Below are 17,987 nucleotides of genomic sequence, written 5' to 3'. Positions count from 1 at the left end.
AAGTAGCCTTTTAAAAATAGAGGATTAAGCTGTTATTTGATAAAACGTGATAAATCTTCTTCAGGGCGAGCGGTGAGGACTTCAACCCCAGTTTTTGTCACCAAAAGCGTATGTTCATATTGTGCAGATAAACTATGATCTTTAGTCACTACAGTCCATTTGTCACCTAGAAGTTTGGTTTTCCAATCACCACCATTGACCATAGGTTCAATCGTGAAAGTCATACCTTCTTCAAGGATCATGCCGCTACTGCCTTGACCATAGTGCAGTACCTGTGGTTCATCATGGAATACTGTGCCGATACCATGACCGCAATATTCACGAACCACACCAAAGCGTTCGGACTCAACATATTGTTGAATCGCATGACCGATGTCACCAATGGTTGAACCTGGTTTAACCGTTTCTATGCCACGGTACATGGCTTCTTGAGCAACTTTACATAAGCGATTCGCCAAGATGGAGGTTTCTCCACCGACGATGTACATCATGTTGGTGTCACCGTGGTAACCATCTTTAATCACAGTCACATCAATATTAAGGATGTCACCTTTTTTTAGTTTTTTGCTGTCTGATGGAACGCCATGGCAAACCACATGGTTGACCGATGTGCAAATCACATGTTGAAACGCTGGACGTCCGGGAGCTGCACCGTAACCTAAACATGCTGGAATGGCATCTTGAACATTGACAATATAGTCATGACAAATCGTATCAAGTTCTAAAGTGGTAACACCCGGAACAATATGCGGTTTGATCATATCCAAAACTTCGGCCGCTAGTCGTCCCGCCACACGCATTTTTTCAATTTCATCTGGAGTTTTAATGAGTCGACGTGGTGCTTGGTAAGTACTGTTCATGATCTCTAAAAACTTTTGGAAATTTATATGTGACTATGGTATAAATAGCCGCCCATTTTATCAAATGCTTTTTCGTGAATATATTTCACGGGCTTTGTTGGATGGGGCAACAAAATCCGCACATATATCGACACATTTCTCTGGGTGCCCTTTGGGGTGGAGAATGCGGATATATGGAGGCCTAACCCAAACTTTAAGGTAAAGAAAATGGCAGATTACAACGTAAGCATGCGTGACCTTCTTCAAGCAGGCGCGCACTTTGGTCACCAAACTCGTTTCTGGAATCCAAAGATGCGTGAATACATCTTTGGTGCGCGTAACAAAATTCACATCATCAACCTTGAACACACTGTTCCTGCGTTAAATGATGCTTTGAACTTTGTTAACAATCTTGCTAGCAAAAAGAACAAAGTATTGTTCGTTGGTACTAAACGTGCTGCTTCTAACATCATCCGTGAACAAGCGCAACGTGCTGGTCAACCATATGTTGATCACCGTTGGTTAGGTGGTATGTTGACGAACTGGAAAACTCTTCGTCAATCGATCAACCGTTTGAAAGACCTTCAAACTCAATCTCAAGACGGTACTTTCCTTAAGCTTACTAAGCGTGAAGCTTTAGAGCGTACTCGTGAGATGGACAAACTTGAACGTGCTTTAGGCGGCGTTAAGAACATGGGCGGTTTACCTGACGCATTATTCGTAATTGACGTTGACCACGAATCAATCGCGATTAAAGAAGCTAAAAACCTTGGTATTCCTGTAATCGGTATCGTTGATACAAACTCTAACCCAGACAACGTAGACTACGTTATCCCGGGTAATGACGATGCAATCCGTGCGGTTACACTTTACGCTTCTGCTATGGCTGATGCGATTCTTGCTGGTAAAGAGTACGCTCAATCACAAGCAAACGCTCAAGCTAAAGTTGAAGAAGTTGCTAAAGAAGCTCCAGAGGCTTAATGCGTTTTGACGCAAGATTGTCATTTTTGCGACATGTAATGGTGGCAAATTAAGCGTCAAGAAAGCAGAACGGCCCAGAGAACACTTTGGGCCGTTTTTGTTGAACAGATTCATTTTTCTACCGTATTTAGGAGAACAACATGACTGCAGTTACTGCGAGCATGGTAAAAGAATTACGCGACCGTACTGGTCTTGCAATGATGGAATGCAAAAAAGCATTAACAGAATCTAATGGTGATGTTGAATTAGCGATTGATAACCTTCGCAAATCAGGTCAAGCAAAAGCAGCTAAAAAAGCTGGTAACATTGCTGCTGATGGCGCGATCACTATCGTTCAAGAAGGCAACAAAGCGCTTCTTTTAGAAGTAAACTGTCAAACTGACTTCGTTGCTAAAGACGAAAACTTTGCTGGTTTCTCTGCTAAAGTTGCTGCTGCTGCGCTTGCTGCAAACGAAACTGATGCTGCTAAAATTGCTGAATTAAAACTTGAAGATGGCACTACTGTAGAAGAAGCGCGTATTGCACTTGTTCAAAAAATCGGTGAAAACATCCAAGTTCGTCGTGCGAAAATTGTTGAAGGCGAAAACCTTGCAGTTTACAAACACGGCTTAAAAATTGGTGTAGTTGTATCTTACACTGGTGATGCTGCTACAGGTAAAGGTATTGCAATGCACGTTGCTGCGTTCAATCCAGTTGCTGTAAATGCTGAAGGTGTATCTGCTGATCTTATCGCTAAAGAGAAAGAAATTGCTGAAGCGAAAGCGATTGAATCTGGTAAGCCAGCAAATATCGTTGAAAAAATGGTAACTGGTTCAGTTGAAAAATACTTGAATGAAGTTGTTCTTGAGCGTCAAATGTACGTAATTGACAACGATAAAAAAGTTGCTGATGTATTAAAAGCAACTGCTACTGTTGTAGCCCAGTTCGTTCGCTTCGAAGTAGGTGAAGGTATTGAGAAAAAAGCAGAAATGAGCTTCGCTGAAGAAGTTGCTGCTGCTCAAGCTGCTGCTCAATAATTTTACTGTATAAGTAAGAATATTGTGTGAAAGAAAGCCCCTAGCGGGGCTTTTTTTATGCATATAATAAAATTTTGAGGAATAGGGGGAATGTGCTGGTGAGTAAAACCAATATGGGGATTGGTGCAGTTATTATTGTGTTAGTAGCTGCATATTTTGGAATTGACTTAGAACAACAAAATTCTTCAGATTCATCTTTGACAGATTCAAAGTCACGTACTGAAGTTTTAGTGGAGTCTGAGCATCAGAAAGCACAAGTAGGTACGAAGTCTTCAAATGTACAAATGCACAATGATGATGGAAGAATACAGCAGGCATTTCAAGAACAAAAAAGCAATATTCAAGTTCAATCGCGTGGGTTAATTAAAGCTATTTTGCGTGATGATAACGAGGGGGCTCGACATCAAAAAATTATTCTTGAATTGAGCACTGGGCAAACGGTTTTGGTTGCACATAATATTGATTTAGCACCAAGAGTTGATTATTTGCAAAAGGGTGATTACATCGAATTTTATGGTGAATATGAATACTCTGCTAAGGGTGGTGTGATTCATTGGACGCATCGTGATCCGCAGCACCATCATGCAGACGGTTGGTTAAAATACAAAGGACAAATCTATCAATAATTTTAAAAAGCGCAATTTTGTTCTATAACAATGAATCTGGACTGATATGTTGAAATATCAATGAGTGAGTCTCTTATGCATGAACAAAAGTCTGAATATGTTGACTATAAACATCTTCAAGAATTGGGTGGCTTAGAATTATTAACAGCTTCTTATCACCAAAAACAATTTTCTAAGCATGTGCATGAAGGTTATTGTATTGGTGTGATTGAAGAGGGTGCGCAAGCTTTTTTTCGTACTGGAAAGCTACATATTGCCCCTAAAGGCGATATTATTTTAGTGAATGCAGATGAAATTCATACAGGTGCATCTGCAGCTGAGTCTGGATGGCGTTATCGGGCTATTTATCCCACACCAGAAATGTTGAATGAGGTGAGTCGGGACTTTTTTAACTCTACAGGGGTTACCCCGTGGTTTCCTGATGCTGTCATACATGATGTCGGTTTGGCTCAACAGTTGTCCTTTTTATTTGATTTATTGGCTTGTAAAGATAATTTGTTATTTAAAGAAAGTATGTATATCTCAACGCTTGCATGTTTGATGTCAAGATATAGTAAAAGTCGCTTATCACCACAGAATTTACCAGAAACACAGAAAAAGATCCTTACTGTGAAAGAGCTACTGGCAAGTTGTCCTGAAAAAGATTATTCACTGAGTGATTTGGCACAATTGGTTGATTTAAGTCCTTGGTATTTTTTACGGCAGTTTAAAAAATATACAGGATTGCCTCCACATGCGTGGTTGGTTCAGTATCGCTTACATAAGGCTCGGCAATGTTTAAAACAAGGTGAAAATATTGCGGTTACTGCACAGCTATGTGGTTTTTCAGATCAAAGTCATTTTAATCGACATTTTAAGAAAGCGATCGGCGTAACGCCTTTGCAATATATTTCTAGTTTTAAACCCTCTTAGTGTCTTTGATCTTTTGTTTAAGCAATTTTGTTCAAGAATGTAAAAATAAGAACACTTAAATTCGATCTTTATTTAGTGAATCGCTCGGATTGAACAATGGTGTGGATGGATCAGGAAAAACAAGTAGATAATGAAAAGAAGCCATTAAGTTTCAGTCAAGGTGTTATAGACATGATGCCTTTGTCTATTTCTGTTTTACCTTGGGGGATTTTAGCAGGCTCGGTGGCAATACAAGCAGGTCTGTCAGTATCACAAGCCATTGCGATGTCTGCCATCGTTTTTGCTGGTGCAGCACAATTGGTTAGTTTGGGAATGGTGATGTCAGGTGCTTCAGCACTGACCATTTTTTTCACTATTTTTTTAATTACCAGTCAGCATTTTATTTATGCACTGACACTACGCAAAAATATTGCTCCTTTATTACTCAAAGATAGGTTGCCATTGGGTTTTCTTTTAACGGACGAGTTATTCGCTGTTGCTATTTCGAAGTTGGATCGAAATAAAAAATATTTATTAGGTGCTGGGCTAAGCTTTTATATCGCATGGGTATTTTTTAGTGTGTTGGGTATTTATTTGGCGAGTATCGTGCCTAATCTGTCTGATTTTCATTTAGATTTTTCAATTGTAGCGGTGTTTGTTGCCATTATTGTTCCTTTAATAAAAAATCAGGCCGCATTTGTCGGTGTAGTGGTTACTTTGTTTGCCTCATTAGTATTTAAGTATTTTCATATTGATGCTGCAATTGTATTGTCTGGTGTAATTGGCATGCTTACTTCTATGTGTATTGAAGCGAAGGGCGGACAATAAGATGACTTGGACATATATTTTTATTTTGGCAGGTATTGTTTTTTTTAATCGGTACTTTTTTCTAGAGCCTAGAGTTGATGTTAAGTTTCCTCATTTTTTTGAAAAAATGTTGAAGTATTCGGCTCCATGTTTACTCACTGCAATTTGTGCTCCTATTATTTTTTATCAAGATGATGCATTTAGAGCATTTCCAAATAATCCTTATTTATATGGTGCTATTTTTTGCGTGTTCATGATTTTATGGTTAAAAAAAACGTTACTCAGCATAATTTTTAGTTTGGTTTTCTTTTATATGCTTACGATATTCATGCCGTCGTAGCATTTTGAGGCTGTTTAAATTCGTTTAAAAATGTAATGGCATATTTTGTTGGTCTTATTTTTGCCTCGTTTAATAGATACCTTAATGGATTGAAAATAAGCGACAGAATCCATAGAAATAAGCTTCTTGATTATTAGAGTTCTATATATGGCTTAAACGGCTGTCATTTTCGATTTATGGCGCGTTTTCCATTTAGGTATCAATTTACCTAGATAGGCGTCCATGCACCATACTGGGCCAATCAGGAGGAATTGGAGGTCTTTAAAGAATGAAGGCTTTTTACCTTCGACTTTATGGCCATAAAATTGACCAATCCAAGCTAAAACAAAAAGACCAATATAAAAACCAACGCCTACAGGTAGAGTGTAAATTAACCATGCCATGACGACTAAAAGTGTAGACATCGCTACAGCAAGGACCAAATCAAGGCGAGCATAAAAGACTAGGCTGAGTACCAGTAGCAAGGCAGTCAATAAGGCACTGAAATGTGCAAGTATGCCGATAATGGAAAAAAGGATTGCGGGTACACAAGCCCAATGAATTGCTTTGTTGGTTTTATTTTGATGACTTTCGCTATATTCATCCAGCCATTGGTTGATTGTTTTCATTGTCACTCCTGTTCGGTATTGATCCATGCATTTATTTTTATCTGCTTAAAATATAAACCAGAAGCAATCATGGGTCAAAGTATCTAGCAGTCGATTTGAGTCATTCACTTTAAATCAGCTGAATGACCCCTTAAAGAATTCGCAATACCGTATTTTATGGTGATGTTTTAAGTTCCATATTTTTTAGGCTTGGGTTTTGATAAATCTGCTGACCTTCTTTGTAGGTGGCTAATATTTGTATATCTTTAATTTTGTTGCTTGGGATGGTGAGAGGGTTATCACTTAGAATGACAAAATCAGCCAGTTTTCCTTTACTTAGTGTTCCTTTGCTATTTTCTTCAAAATATTGATAAGCCGCCCAGTCTGTGAGCGATTTTAAAGCAATATAAGGGCTAACGCGTTGTTCCGCACCCAATATTTTTCCACTGCGTGTGACGCGGTTTACAGTGGTATCAAGGGTCATCATACTACGTGGTGGAATAACAGGTGCATCATGATGTTCGGTAAACAAGATTCCCTTGCGTAAAGCAGAACCCGTTGGTGAAATGCGATTTGCTCTTTCTACGCCCAGTGTTTCGTCCCTATGCCAGTCGCCCCAATAATAGGTATGTAATGAAAAGAAAGAGGGAATTAGCTCAAGAGACTTAGCTCTGTCTAACTGATCTTCACGCATGGTTTGTGCATGGATAATGACATTGCGTCGGTCTAATTTTGGATAGCGCTTGATTGCGGTATCAATATTGTTTAAGTATTGATCAATTGCAGCATCACCATTGGCATGGGCCAGTATTTGCCATTTGTGTTCAAAGGCTAAATTAATCGCATCCTGTACCGTTTTGTTTTCAGGAAAGGCAGGGTAGCCTGAATAGGTCTTTGGTTTTCCTTCTGGTGGAATCAAATAAGGTTGAGTCAGCCAAGCCGTTTTGCCTTGAGGTGAGCCATCTAAACTTATTTTAACGCCGCCTATGCGAAAATGATGATCATAGTTTTGACTCGTACCATGCCTAAGCATGTATTCTTTTTCGTTATTGATGTCGGGATAAGACACCAGATCAATCGGTAATTTTCCTTGTTTGGCTAAATTTCGCCACAATTCACTCGTTCCTGCATCCGCACGACCTTCCTGAACGGTGGTGTAGCCATTTTGGACATAGGTTTGAATAGCTGTGAGTGCCATTTTTTCCATAACATCGGGTGGGACATTTTTAAAAGCCTGCATCATGGCACTAAAAACAGCACTTTCTTCAAGCACACCATTGGGCTCCATAGAGTTCTTCATCCGACGGATCACACCACCAGATGGATTGGGTGTTTTTGCATTGATGTTGAGTATTTCTAAAGCTTTATGATTGACCGATGCGAGATGTCCAGATTGATGAAGAATCAAAACGGGTTGATCTTTAGAAATCTGATCCAGTTCTGTTGCTGTTGGATGGCGCTTTTCTTTGAGTTGGGCATCATCATAACCGTTGCCCATAATCCAGCCTGATGTTGCTTGAATAAATTCGGGATTTTGCTGCTGCCAGCTTTTCATGACAACAATTAGCGAATTAATATCGGTCACTGTTCCATCTGGGGGAGAGTAAAGATTCGCAACAGTTTGCTGTAAGCCGACACTGTTGACATGGCTATGTGCGTCGATGATACCAGGGATGACTGTACGTTGTTTTAAATTGAGTTGTTGTGCTTGAGGGGCAATTTTGCGTGCTTGTTCAAGTTTTCCACTAAATTGGATATGACCAGCTTGAATCAGTAATGCTTCCACATAGGTGGGTTGCATGCCTTCCATGGTTAAAATAGGACCGCCATAAACCAAGAGTGTATTTGAAGCCTGTTCTTGAAGCACTGGTTGTTGTGCTGTAGGCAAACTGGAACATGCAGCAAGTAAAGTGAATGGTAATGATGAAACGATGCATTTGATTATTACGTTATGTGTATGACGCTTTTGAATTTTCAACAAGATGTTCATCCTCAACTCTTATCATTATTTATATGCTGTATTTATTAAACACTAAGCTGATGCTTAAAACAAAGTTTTTCAGGCATTAAAAAAGCCACATTAAGTGGCTTTTAAGTCAAACGTATTAGAAGTTTTGCATGTGCTTATGAATTTGGACCATCTACACGTTCAATATTGACTTTGGCTGTACCAGCATTGGTAATACCAAGTTGTTTAGCAGCACCGTAAGATAAGTCTAGAACTCGGTTGCCATGGAATGGACCACGATCATTTACTTTTACCACAACACTTTTACCATTGGTTTTATTCGTTACACGAATAAAGCAGTTCAATGGCAAGCTACGGTGAGCAGCAGTCAATCCATTCATATCAAATGTTTCACCACTTGCTGTTTTACGACCATGAAACTGGCGACCGTACCACGATGCTGCACCAGTCTGACTGAATTTACGAACAGTATTGGATGCAACGGTGTTTAACTTTTCAATCACTGAAGGCTCGTTTTCAGGGATTTCAATTTTTGCTGCAATTGTTTCACGACGAATTTTATCGCCAGAACGCTCAGTGATTGAAAGGCTATTTAAATTTGAAAAGTGCGAGTTAAACTTTTGAGCATCTTTATTCAAGACACGTGTAGCTAGGCGAGCGTTGTCATTATCTGTATTGAATGATGACTGAACCATTTCTGCTTGAGACTGACTCAGGGCAAAAGTGGTGGTTAAAGCTAAAATATACTTAAGCGAAGACTGCATTATTAAACTCCTAAAGACCATGTGCTTAACTTCATCTAAACGATTGAAATATTGGCAATCAAGTCTGTTAATTCTCTTTTGCAACTACATTTGACGAGATGGATAATATTCATGCTGGGCTAAAGCTGTCTACTTTTTAATTGAAATAATTGCAAAAAGAGTGAAAATAGATCACTTTTTGATTAAAAAATAATCAATATTGTAACATATTATTTAAATCGTGTGTTTTGCACGCTATTTTGTAAAATAAAATCTTGACTTTTATTGTTTTTAATAAAAGCTAGTCTCAACGACTAGCGATTTCAGTACCTAATTGCCATACGGCAGTCGCATACATACGGCTCTTATTATAAGCCGTAATCACTTGGAAATTAGGATAGGTAATATAGTAGATCGGTGCATAACTTTCTTGAAGTTGAATCACATTGACTAGATCTAAGTCATCTATTTTTACAATCGGATTAGTTGGTGTAATCCCTTGATTCTTTAAGACTCCATAGGGTGTCGGTTGTTCCAAATTTTTGGTAATAATGGATTCAGGGTTATTTCCTGTATAGCGCGCTGAGAAGCCAATGGGTTGATTGCGCTGCCACCCATGTTTGGCTAAATAGTTCGCAATTGAACCTATGGCATCTACGGCAGAATTTCTCAGATCAATATGTCCATTTCCATCGTAGTCCACACCGAGTTTAGGGATGTTGCTTGGCATAAATTGTGGGTAGCCAATGGCACCGGCATAAGAACCAACCACTGAATGAGTTGGAACGCCATCTTTGTATGACCATGCAATCAGTGCCGCAAGTTCATCTTGGAAATATTGTGCACGTCGTTCGAAACCAAACCCTAAGGTTGCTAATGCATCACGAGTGACGAAATTGCCTTTATTGACGCCGAAACCAGTTTCCACACCTAAAATGCCTAAAATAACCGATTGTGGGACACCAAATTGTTGTTCGGCACGGTTTAATGTATCGGCATATTGATTTTTGAACTGAACTCCACGTTGAATGGTGCTTTCAGCCATAAAATTGGTTTTATATTCGTACCAAGGTTTACTTTCACCAGGGCGATTCATAATATTAATAATATTCGGTAGGTTTTTTGAACCATTCATGGCCCAATCGATTTGTTCTGCACTTAAGCCATAGGTTTGCATCGTTTTCTGTTTAAAACTGCTATAGCTAGGGTGATTGTAAAAATCATTGGCTTGGCAGAAACTGGTGATGGAAAGCGCACCAATAAGTAAAGGGAGGCGTTTCATTTTGTTATAAAAGTGGATATTTAACATATTGCTCAAAGTTCCAAAATATCATTTGTGTGTATGGATAGACATCACAACGCTAAAAGCAGCCATTAAAAATAATTATTGCAGTACCGCTATAATTCAAAAAAGGAAGCGGAATTTCTGTAATAGGTAAGATACCACTGACCACACCAGCATTAACAAATACACATACAAAAAACGACAAACTTAGACTGCTAGCGAATAAGTAGCCATACTTATGCAAACAATTCAGTCCAATCTGTATCGTTCTAAAAATAATGACGAAATATAAAATAATCAGGATCAATAAAATGTAAATGTTGCCATTCTAGAGGGCAATATTACCGTACTTATATTATTGCATCGAATGTGGTTAAAAAAGTTGTATTTCGGGCAGGGCGTCATGACTTTTTTGAGATTGCCTAATACAAAGCAATGCTAACATAAACCTACACTTAGACAATGCATATCAATATATTGCAATAAAAAAAACCTAGCTGTTGCTAGGTTTTTTAGATTTTTTAAAAAGCTTAAGCGTGAAAAAGGGTGTCGTGGTATTCAGCAAGTACCAGTAGTTCTTCTTTGGTCAGATTGGGAATGATTTTATTCACTGCAATATGTACCGCTTTAGTGACGGCAGTAGAACCAAAATCAGCTGCTGTGCGTTTGATCATGCCTAAATCTAGCGTTTTATTAAAGTCATTCATAAAATGATGTATGGTCGCGTCTGCAAATTGTTTATACAGTTCAGCCAAAGCTGCTGTATTGACGTCATTTCCTGCTTTAATTTCAGCATAGCTCTTTTTAAGATTCGCTACCAAACTTGCATCTAAAGCTTCACCGACACGGAAGTTTCCTTCGGTATCTTTAAATAAGCTTTTTTCAGAGAACTCAATGGATTGTTTAACAATATCGTTTGAAGATTTCCCCAATAACTGTTTTAACAAAACAGCAACGGTTGATTTGATGTAACCTGCGAGTTTTTCTGCGGTATCACGTTTATCACTAGGTGGAAAGCGACGAACAAGTTCAGTCAAAATACCATCAATGATTTCATCATTAATCAGCAGCGCTGTTTTGTCACGTAAAGGGTAAAGCGGTTCGCTCGAATTTTTCTTTTCCTGACCTGTTTGAATACTTGTTAATAATTCTACAGAAGGAATAAAACCAAAAAATGGCATGTCAAAAAACCTCAATATTTTTCATTTTATTGTCGCGCCAAACGAATGGGGCGAGGCATCCATGTTATATCCGATACACGACAAGGATTAATATCTAATCCACCCCGACGTGTATAGGTTGCATAAACCATCAGTTTTTCTGGTGTAAACTTTTGCCAGATATCGGCAAAAATTTGTTCCACACATTGTTCATGGAAACCATTATGCTGACGGTAAGAAATAATATAAGCTAAAATACTGCGATAACAAGGTTTTTTACCCTGATATCGAATAAAAACTGTGCCCCAATCGGGTTGTCCTGTAACGGGGCAGTTACTGCGTAGTAAATGTGAATACAGTTGAATGTCGACGGTTTCAGTATTTTCTGTGTCTAGCTTTAATAAAGTTGCATCTGGATGCGTTTCTAAGCGTTCTGGGCTTAAATCATCAATACAAATGCCCTCAGGTTTAGAAATGTCTAAATCATCGGCTTGGAATAGGCTAAGGGTGACTGGTGCGCCTGCGGCTGTAGATAAATCCTTTTCTACCGTAGTAATAAAAGCTTCTTTTGATTCGAATGAAGTAAAGTTCATACTATTAAAGTATAGCTTTAGAGATTTTGATTCGATTAAATTTGGTGATGATGCGGGTAGCGCCATACGACCAATGGCAACTTGTGGAATGCCTACTGCATTTAACCAAGATATTTCAAAAACATGCCACCAATCCTGACCTTGTTGAATGCCTTCAACATGAGCATAGTGTTCACGCGCTGGTGCACGTGCAATAGGAAACAGAATATCGGGTTGATATTCTGTTGGATAGCTGGTGTCTTTACCTAATAAAGAGAGTTCTACAGTCATTATTCACGCATTCCTGAGCCACGAGAAAGTAAATAGTAAGCTATGCCGTAAAGCGCAACGCAGCATAAGGTGATGATGGTCAATGAAACGGAAACATTGACATCACTATGACCTAAAATGCCGAAACGGAAGGCATTCACCATATATACGATCGGGTTAATTAAAGAGAGATTTTGCCAAAAAGGGCTTAAAGCACTAATCGCATAGAATACCCCACCTAAATAAGTTAGTGGTGTGAGTACAAATGTTGGAATAATTGAAATATCATCAAAAGACTTGGCGTAAACCGCATTAATAAGTCCTCCAAGTGAAAACAGGAGAGATGTAATTAATACTGTATATATAGTCACAAACCAATTGGTGATATATAAGTCAGTAAAGAACATGCTCATAGCAGTCACAATAATGCCGACCAAAACACCACGGCACACACCACCAATTACATAGCCCCAAAGGACCATATGTAACGGGACTGGACTCATAATCAATTCTTCAATACTTTTTTGAAATTTAGCACTGAAGAAACTCGAAGAGACATTGGCATAACTATTGGTAATGATCGCCATCATGATTAAGCCGGGCACAATAAACTGCATATAGCTAAAGCCACCCATTTCACCAATACGAGAACCGACTAAATTTCCGAAAATTACAAAATACAGGCTCATGGTGATTGCAGGTGGTAATAAGGTTTGTGGCCAAATGCGCATAAAGCGACGCACTTCTTTATGCACAAGAGTGTAGAGCGCAACGTATAATTGATTCAAGTTCATTGCGCTGCTCCTTCAAGATTTTTTTCCACCATTTTTACAAATAATTCCTCTAGGCGATTCGATTTATTTCGCATACTCGCCACTTGAATGCCTTGTGCTTGTAAAAGTTGAAACAGTTCATTTAATGTGTGGGCTTTGTCCATAGTCACTTCTAAGGTAACGGGATCAATTAAATTGAAACGCACACCAATAATGTCGATATGAATAGGTTGAATCGGTTCGACCAGATCGAAAATAAAGGATTCTTCGCTGAGCTGATTTAAGAAAGATTTCATGGTGGTATCTTCTTTAATCACACCACGGTCAATAATAGCGATGCGACGACAGAGCATTTCAGCTTCTTCTAAATAATGAGTGGTCAAGATAATAGAAGTGCCTTGTTCATTCATTTCAGTGAGGAAATCCCACATTGAACGACGCAATTCAATATCTACGCCCGCAGTGGGTTCATCTAAAATGAGCAGTTTAGGCTGATGCATCATGGCACGAGCAATCATTAAACGGCGTTTCATACCGCCAGACAGCATACGAGCTTGAACAGCGCGTTTATCCCAGAGGCCGAGCTTTTCTAGATATTGTTCAGCACGTTGTTCGGCAATTTTTTTTGGAATGCCGTAATAACCTGCTTGGGTGACTAAAATATCAAATGTTTTTTCAAATTGACCAAAGTTAAATTCTTGAGGCACCACACCTAAGCATTGTTTTGCTTCTGAAGGGTGGGTATCTAGATTGTGCCCAAAAATTTCAACAGTACCTGATGTTTTTTTTGTGAGTGAACTAATGATGCTGATGGTGGTTGATTTACCTGCGCCATTGGGTCCAAGGAGGGCGTAAAACTCACCTTCAGGCACGCTTAAGTTAATCCCTTTTAGTGCTTGAAAACCATTTCGATAAGTTTTAGATACGTCTCGCAAGGTCAATGCATCAGTCATGAAATTCTCACATGGTGAATAGTATGAGTATTGTGAGTGATCTTAGTCAATAAACCAAGTCAATAAGGAGGAATTCTGTGTTGCAATTTTGGAACATTGCTTAAAGTGTGAGCATAAAAAATGATGACTTATAGATAGTTGCTTTACCTTACGTTTTTTTTTGTTATGATGTGCGCAATCCGAAAGAAGCGCTCATAGCTCAACTGGATAGAGTACAGGTCTCCGAAGCCTGTGGCGTGGGTTCGAGTCCCGCTGAGCGCACCAATTTTTAAATTAAAACATATAAAAAATTTAGCAATTCAATTTTCATCCTTATAATTTTTATTATTTTATACATCGCACACTTCCTAAAGGTTTTTTAATTCAATTGGAATTCTATTTGATTGATGTGTAGAAATGTTGAGTACGCTTGCCTAATACACGTTTCAGTTTTATATTAAACCTACAGTAGGTCGTGAAGACGCTACGAAGTAGTTGGACGGATCAATGACAGCTCGTTGAGTTTACAACCTTAGGGTTGAACAAGAAATCAGCACTAGCCTTCCAACATAAAAGCCCGCAGAAATGCGGGCTTTCTTATTGTGATATAGAAAATTATTTTTGCATTAATGTGGTGTATCAATATGATAGATAAAGGGATTGTATTTAAGTGGTTTTCTTGGTTTTTTATTTGAAGCCTCTAGAAAAAAGCTTATTTCTTTGTTTATAAAAAATTACATTGCCAAGAAATCTAACAACTCTAAATCATGTTCACGCAAGAACTTGTGCTATAAAAAGGTCCGTTGAATAAAATAAGATGAGAAAAGATATGACTCAAATGATTGAGCTAAAGGTGAAAGACCAATTTAGCAATATTCATGAAGTACAAGCATTGCTTCGAGATATTCCTGAAAATACTGAAGCGAATAACCTGTCCCTTTTTCAAAGAATTGAACATATTGTCGTAAATGGAGAAATGATTCAGCCCAGTATTGAATTACTCTTCGAAAGTCGGCATTCGGACAATATTTATCGTGTTGTTGAATAAATAGTTGTTGTTAAATATGCGGTTTGCTCAAATGAAAGCATTAGATCTAAAAACTCACTTAAATAATGCACCTCGAAAGTTGGATATTCTTAGTCTGGTTTGAAGGGTGCTTTTCTATTCTATTAAAAATATATTGGCAATAAAAAGCCCACCAAAGTGAGCCTAGAATTAAAATTTACAATAAGCTTACCTCTACATCATATTTATTAAATTCTTGCATTATATTTTGAATCATTTGTTTGCCGATTTTATCATGACAGCTTAATAGTTTATCTTTGCCATCTAAGCTGTCATAACATTCAATTTGTTGAATTAACCAACGATGATCGAATTCCGTTTGATGAATAATAATTCGGGTAGGTTGTAAGTTATCACTCACTTGACGGGGTAACACACTGGTAATCGCAAGTTGGATATTGGTGAATTCATCTTGAGAGTTGATAAAAGTAATCACCCAATTGCCTAATTTTTTTAAGTACATTGGATTGTCGGCTGGATGAAATTTTAAATAATGTTGAGAATGCATATTTATTTCTCTCTCAAATACTAGGGTCTGTTGACATTTCAGCCATGCATTGCGTTATTCACTAAAACAACTAAAACAACTAAAACAACTAAAACAACTAAAACAACTAAAACAACTAAAACAACTAAAACAACTAAAACAACTAAAACAACTAAAACAACTAAAGCAAGGCATGAAATGCAGACAATGGTCCGACCCTCTTGTCAGGTTTCATAACGAAGTTTGGGGAAGTTTTAGTGATAACCCTACGGGACAGGGATATTTTTTCCGCTACTGCGTTATCTTGCGCAGCTTTAGTCACTGCTCATCATTTAGAATGACTAAATTTCGCAAAACATGCCTTGTAGCATCTAAAAAATATCCTCTGTCGCAAGCATCTGTGAAATGTCAACAGACCCTAAATATATGTACTTTTTAGAGAGTATTTACCATTGAGCAAAGGTCTTAGCGTGGAGAGTTATTTGATTTATTTATAATTGAATATTTGAGTAAGAAATTTAACATCCTTGTTCTTTCAATGAAAAATAAATTTATAGCTTAATAAGTTAGAGTTAAAATGACTTATAAAGCAGAAAAATACGCTTAATATTTACGAAGCATTTAGCTTTTGTAGTGAAAAATTGATTTGCTTTAAGCATTGATTTAATTCATGAGGTCGAATACGACTTTCTTGTAATTCTGTGATCCATTGCATTTGACATAATTTTAAACTGCGTAAATCATGGCTGTTAAGAATGCGAGTTGTTAGTTGTTTGCCCATTAAACCGCAGTTTTGTTGTAGTAGTTGCGCCATCAAGTGTTTTACGTCATCAAAGTTTAATTCTTCCAAATTCACATCTATTTCATGTTGTGGTTCTGTTGCAGGGGAATTGGAATGAGCAACTTCTGGAATAAGTGGTGTGATAGTCGTTGTGGTGATGGGTTCAGCCAAATTCTCTTTAATAAGGTTTGTTGTTTGGAGTGGAAGACTGGTTTTGATTTCAGTATTAAGCAGCGCTGTAGGTTTTTGCTTTTGAATGGGGTGTTGGATTGCAGGAGCAATTAATTCCATGGCTATTAATTGTGCAAGAACTTCTGGCGGTGCAATTCGATGTTTAAATTGTTCATCGAGGAGGTCAAAATCATCTGTACCAATCAACAGTAATAGTCTGCGCTGGCGAGCATTTAGATTCATTGAACGCTGTTTTAAACTTTCAATGCCCAAATCAGTTTTGTAATATTGAGACATGCCTTAATTTACTCCCCACAATAAATTAAGGCAGATTGTATGGGGTGATCATGACAATATTATGTAAAAAATATTACAAATCAAAAGATTATAAAGTTGATATATTGGCATTTTCTATTGCCTTACGTAAGTAAGGGTCGAGGTCTTCTTGACGAAGTAACCACTGCATATAGTCTGCGGGTAAATCAGCAATGGCTGTGCCACGGTGTTTACCAAAATTAATTGTCCGTGGAATACGTGCATCTTCGGATGCGGTATAGAGTTCTTCAATGGTTTGAATTTTTAAATGATGTATTTCATGCATTAAAATATTTGCCGTTAAAATAATATCCATATCGGCGCGGTGTGCTTTTTTAATCATATCGCGGGCTTTTGCGCTGCCTTTGGTAATCATATAAATGAGTGCAGAAATATTATGTGCCTCGGCATCTGGCCAAACTAAACGCGCAAGGGCAAGTGTACAAATGGCTTTAATTTCTGAGGTATCTACGCCACATTTTTCAAGTGCACGAATATCGTAATCAATATTGTGCCCAATAATATAGGTTGTGTCCTGTGGAAGGCTGAAGCTCGTATAGTGTGGTTGATCGACCAGCTCGGATTCTAAAATATGGTGTACAGCCATTGCCGCATAAGAAATAGGTTCATCTACACGATAGAGTTGATCGAAAATTTGGCTTTTATCTAGTGTGAGTTTGCCTTCATTAATTTGAATAGGTGCATAAGCAATCTCAATGGGCTGTCCATTTAAAGTATGGGTTTCTGTATCGAGAATAATTGCTTGCATGACCTAGTCCATAACCGTAGCGAAAGTTTGAATAAATTTAACACTTTCAAATGCCTTGGTACAAACTGAAAACACCGACTTTTGGCTATTCCTGATTATTTCTGCCCCAAGATGATGTTTAAATGGTCTGGTTTTGATTTATTACTCAAAATGAGGCTTTTTATAGATATAAAATCCAACTTCATCATTCATTTATTTTATGCATTAGATGCTATCTATAGTCACGATTTGAAATGATTAAATATTGTACTTTCTAAGCTGGAATTTTTTAAACCTAGTGTATGGGCAATTGATTTTAGCCAAAATAACGCTTTGTGCTTTGCGGAGCAGTGCTTTCATTAACTCTTCAAAAGTAAAATTATTGCTTATGTAAAATTACTTCAATTATATGGGGTAAATCATGCTGTGCTTATCTCAAAAATCAAATATTTGAACATTTTTGAACTAGGTAAGTTGTCTATTGAAAAATATATTTGATTGAATTAGTATTACTGGGTATTTGCAAATATCATGATGATAATAATTTAAAAATCAATGTTTTGGAGTGTTTTTATTTTTAAATAATTATTTGGTATGAAATTGCAAAGAATAAAGGTAATCGTTTTAT

19 protein-coding genes, 1 tRNA gene and 1 pseudogene are annotated in these 17,987 nt (G+C 37.7%); 8 read left to right on the top strand and 13 right to left on the bottom strand.

Going from position 1 to position 17,987, the window contains the following annotated elements:
• Positions 1-32: 32 nt before the first annotated feature.
• On the bottom strand, positions 33-860 hold the full coding sequence (gene map / locus B9T25_RS00570; RefSeq protein ID WP_086186571.1) for a type I methionyl aminopeptidase: 828 nt from the start codon (positions 858-860) through the stop codon (positions 33-35).
• 207 nt (positions 861-1,067) lie between these two features.
• On the opposite strand from map, the gene rpsB reads away from it, so the two are divergent.
• The 6 genes from rpsB to B9T25_RS00540 all read left to right on the top strand — a co-directional run bounded on the left by rpsB (position 1,068) and on the right by B9T25_RS00540 (position 5,500).
• On the top strand, positions 1,068-1,820 hold the full coding sequence (rpsB, locus tag B9T25_RS00565; protein ID WP_086186570.1) for a 30S ribosomal protein S2: 753 nt from the start codon (positions 1,068-1,070) through the stop codon (positions 1,818-1,820).
• A 140-nt stretch (positions 1,821-1,960) separates the two neighbouring features.
• Positions 1,961-2,836 carry a translation elongation factor Ts gene (gene tsf / locus B9T25_RS00560; RefSeq protein WP_086164172.1) on the top strand — a complete coding sequence of 292 codons (876 nt, stop codon included), beginning with the start codon at positions 1,961-1,963 and terminating at the stop codon, positions 2,834-2,836.
• 95 nt (positions 2,837-2,931) lie between these two features.
• Entirely contained in the window at positions 2,932-3,462 is a 531-nt protein-coding gene (locus tag B9T25_RS00555; RefSeq protein ID WP_086187012.1) for a DUF3465 domain-containing protein, read from the top strand.
• 75 nt (positions 3,463-3,537) lie between these two features.
• Positions 3,538-4,374, top strand: a complete 837-nt coding sequence (locus tag B9T25_RS00550) for an AraC family transcriptional regulator (RefSeq protein ID WP_086186569.1) — start codon at positions 3,538-3,540, stop codon at positions 4,372-4,374.
• A gap of 96 nt (positions 4,375-4,470) precedes the next feature.
• The gene (locus tag B9T25_RS00545; RefSeq protein ID WP_086186568.1) at positions 4,471-5,181 is read left to right on the top strand and encodes an AzlC family ABC transporter permease; all 711 of its coding nucleotides are present in this window, start codon (positions 4,471-4,473) and stop codon (positions 5,179-5,181) included.
• A gap of 1 nt (position 5,182) precedes the next feature.
• A complete protein-coding gene (locus B9T25_RS00540) occupies positions 5,183-5,500 on the top strand; it encodes an AzlD domain-containing protein (protein WP_086186567.1) in 318 nt (105 codons plus the stop codon).
• A 152-nt stretch (positions 5,501-5,652) separates the two neighbouring features.
• On the opposite strand, the gene B9T25_RS00535 is transcribed toward B9T25_RS00540, so the two are convergent.
• The 9 genes and pseudogenes from B9T25_RS00535 to B9T25_RS00495 all read right to left on the bottom strand — a co-directional run bounded on the left by B9T25_RS00535 (position 5,653) and on the right by B9T25_RS00495 (position 13,812).
• Positions 5,653-6,108, bottom strand: coding sequence for a DUF962 domain-containing protein (locus B9T25_RS00535; RefSeq protein WP_086186566.1), 456 nt, complete (start codon positions 6,106-6,108; stop codon positions 5,653-5,655).
• 154 nt (positions 6,109-6,262) lie between these two features.
• Complete coding sequence (locus tag B9T25_RS00530; protein ID WP_228146833.1) at positions 6,263-8,077, bottom strand: amidohydrolase; 1,815 nt, start codon at positions 8,075-8,077, stop codon at positions 6,263-6,265.
• Between the two features lie 134 nt (positions 8,078-8,211).
• On the bottom strand, positions 8,212-8,820 hold the full coding sequence (locus tag B9T25_RS00525; protein ID WP_086186565.1) for a septal ring lytic transglycosylase RlpA family protein: 609 nt from the start codon (positions 8,818-8,820) through the stop codon (positions 8,212-8,214).
• 286 nt (positions 8,821-9,106) lie between these two features.
• Positions 9,107-10,108 (bottom strand): lytic murein transglycosylase B, encoded by a 1,002-nt coding sequence (mltB, locus tag B9T25_RS00520; protein ID WP_086186564.1) that lies wholly within the window; start codon positions 10,106-10,108, stop codon positions 9,107-9,109.
• A 21-nt stretch (positions 10,109-10,129) separates the two neighbouring features.
• Positions 10,130-10,388 (bottom strand): annotated as a pseudogene (locus B9T25_RS00515) (FtsW/RodA/SpoVE family cell cycle protein); the annotation flags it as partial.
• A 226-nt stretch (positions 10,389-10,614) separates the two neighbouring features.
• Positions 10,615-11,265 carry a hypothetical protein gene (locus B9T25_RS00510; RefSeq protein WP_086186563.1) on the bottom strand — a complete coding sequence of 217 codons (651 nt, stop codon included), beginning with the start codon at positions 11,263-11,265 and terminating at the stop codon, positions 10,615-10,617.
• 26 nt (positions 11,266-11,291) lie between these two features.
• A complete protein-coding gene (gene queF / locus B9T25_RS00505; RefSeq protein ID WP_086186562.1) occupies positions 11,292-12,107 on the bottom strand; it encodes an NADPH-dependent 7-cyano-7-deazaguanine reductase QueF in 816 nt (271 codons plus the stop codon).
• Positions 12,107-12,880 carry an ABC transporter permease gene (locus B9T25_RS00500; protein WP_086186561.1) on the bottom strand — a complete coding sequence of 258 codons (774 nt, stop codon included), beginning with the start codon at positions 12,878-12,880 and terminating at the stop codon, positions 12,107-12,109. Before B9T25_RS00500 ends, queF begins: the two co-directional genes overlap by 1 nt.
• Positions 12,877-13,812, bottom strand: a complete 936-nt coding sequence (locus B9T25_RS00495) for an ABC transporter ATP-binding protein (RefSeq protein WP_086164161.1) — start codon at positions 13,810-13,812, stop codon at positions 12,877-12,879. The genes B9T25_RS00500 and B9T25_RS00495 overlap by 4 nt, the downstream gene beginning before the upstream one ends.
• A gap of 188 nt (positions 13,813-14,000) precedes the next feature.
• On the opposite strand from B9T25_RS00495, the gene B9T25_RS00490 reads away from it, so the two are divergent.
• Positions 14,001-14,076 (top strand) — tRNA-Arg (locus B9T25_RS00490).
• A gap of 544 nt (positions 14,077-14,620) precedes the next feature.
• The gene (locus tag B9T25_RS00485) at positions 14,621-14,839 is read left to right on the top strand and encodes a hypothetical protein (RefSeq protein ID WP_086186560.1); all 219 of its coding nucleotides are present in this window, start codon (positions 14,621-14,623) and stop codon (positions 14,837-14,839) included.
• A gap of 175 nt (positions 14,840-15,014) precedes the next feature.
• On the opposite strand, the gene B9T25_RS00480 is transcribed toward B9T25_RS00485, so the two are convergent.
• From B9T25_RS00480 to B9T25_RS00465, 3 genes are all read right to left on the bottom strand, one after another.
• Positions 15,015-15,365, bottom strand: a complete 351-nt coding sequence (locus B9T25_RS00480; RefSeq protein ID WP_086186559.1) for a hypothetical protein — start codon at positions 15,363-15,365, stop codon at positions 15,015-15,017.
• Between the two features lie 589 nt (positions 15,366-15,954).
• A complete protein-coding gene (locus B9T25_RS00470; RefSeq protein WP_086186557.1) occupies positions 15,955-16,593 on the bottom strand; it encodes a hypothetical protein in 639 nt (212 codons plus the stop codon).
• Between the two features lie 88 nt (positions 16,594-16,681).
• Entirely contained in the window at positions 16,682-17,380 is a 699-nt protein-coding gene (locus B9T25_RS00465) for a putative quorum-sensing-regulated virulence factor (protein ID WP_086186556.1), read from the bottom strand.
• Positions 17,381-17,987 lie beyond the last annotated feature (607 nt).

This window comes from Acinetobacter sp. ANC 4470 (genome assembly GCF_002135335.1).
GTDB lineage: Bacteria > Pseudomonadota > Gammaproteobacteria > Pseudomonadales > Moraxellaceae > Acinetobacter.
The sequence above is the reverse complement of the archived record's forward strand: the minus strand, read 5'-3'. Positions and strand labels throughout refer to the sequence as shown.

What these genes read in the sequence shown, in the direction of transcription:
- map (WP_086186571.1), bottom strand. Translation starts at nt 860, where the DNA reads ATGAACAGTACTTACCAAGCACCACGTCGACTCATTAAAACTCCAGAT.
- rpsB (WP_086186570.1), top strand. Translation starts at nt 1,068, where the DNA reads ATGGCAGATTACAACGTAAGCATGCGTGACCTTCTTCAAGCAGGCGCG.
- tsf (WP_086164172.1), top strand. Translation starts at nt 1,961, where the DNA reads ATGACTGCAGTTACTGCGAGCATGGTAAAAGAATTACGCGACCGTACT.
- B9T25_RS00550 (WP_086186569.1), top strand. Translation starts at nt 3,538, where the DNA reads ATGCATGAACAAAAGTCTGAATATGTTGACTATAAACATCTTCAAGAA.
- B9T25_RS00545 (WP_086186568.1), top strand. Translation starts at nt 4,471, where the DNA reads ATGGTGTGGATGGATCAGGAAAAACAAGTAGATAATGAAAAGAAGCCA.
- B9T25_RS00540 (WP_086186567.1), top strand. Translation starts at nt 5,183, where the DNA reads ATGACTTGGACATATATTTTTATTTTGGCAGGTATTGTTTTTTTTAAT.
- B9T25_RS00535 (WP_086186566.1), bottom strand. Translation starts at nt 6,108, where the DNA reads ATGAAAACAATCAACCAATGGCTGGATGAATATAGCGAAAGTCATCAA.
- B9T25_RS00530 (WP_228146833.1), bottom strand. Translation starts at nt 8,077, where the DNA reads ATGAACATCTTGTTGAAAATTCAAAAGCGTCATACACATAACGTAATA.
- B9T25_RS00525 (WP_086186565.1), bottom strand. Translation starts at nt 8,820, where the DNA reads ATGCAGTCTTCGCTTAAGTATATTTTAGCTTTAACCACCACTTTTGCC.
- mltB (WP_086186564.1), bottom strand. Translation starts at nt 10,108, where the DNA reads ATGTTAAATATCCACTTTTATAACAAAATGAAACGCCTCCCTTTACTT.
- B9T25_RS00510 (WP_086186563.1), bottom strand. Translation starts at nt 11,265, where the DNA reads ATGCCATTTTTTGGTTTTATTCCTTCTGTAGAATTATTAACAAGTATT.
- queF (WP_086186562.1), bottom strand. Translation starts at nt 12,107, where the DNA reads ATGACTGTAGAACTCTCTTTATTAGGTAAAGACACCAGCTATCCAACA.
- B9T25_RS00500 (WP_086186561.1), bottom strand. Translation starts at nt 12,880, where the DNA reads ATGAACTTGAATCAATTATACGTTGCGCTCTACACTCTTGTGCATAAA.
- B9T25_RS00495 (WP_086164161.1), bottom strand. Translation starts at nt 13,812, where the DNA reads ATGACTGATGCATTGACCTTGCGAGACGTATCTAAAACTTATCGAAAT.
- B9T25_RS00485 (WP_086186560.1), top strand. Translation starts at nt 14,621, where the DNA reads ATGACTCAAATGATTGAGCTAAAGGTGAAAGACCAATTTAGCAATATT.
- B9T25_RS00480 (WP_086186559.1), bottom strand. Translation starts at nt 15,365, where the DNA reads ATGCATTCTCAACATTATTTAAAATTTCATCCAGCCGACAATCCAATG.
- B9T25_RS00470 (WP_086186557.1), bottom strand. Translation starts at nt 16,593, where the DNA reads ATGTCTCAATATTACAAAACTGATTTGGGCATTGAAAGTTTAAAACAG.
- B9T25_RS00465 (WP_086186556.1), bottom strand. Translation starts at nt 17,380, where the DNA reads ATGCAAGCAATTATTCTCGATACAGAAACCCATACTTTAAATGGACAG.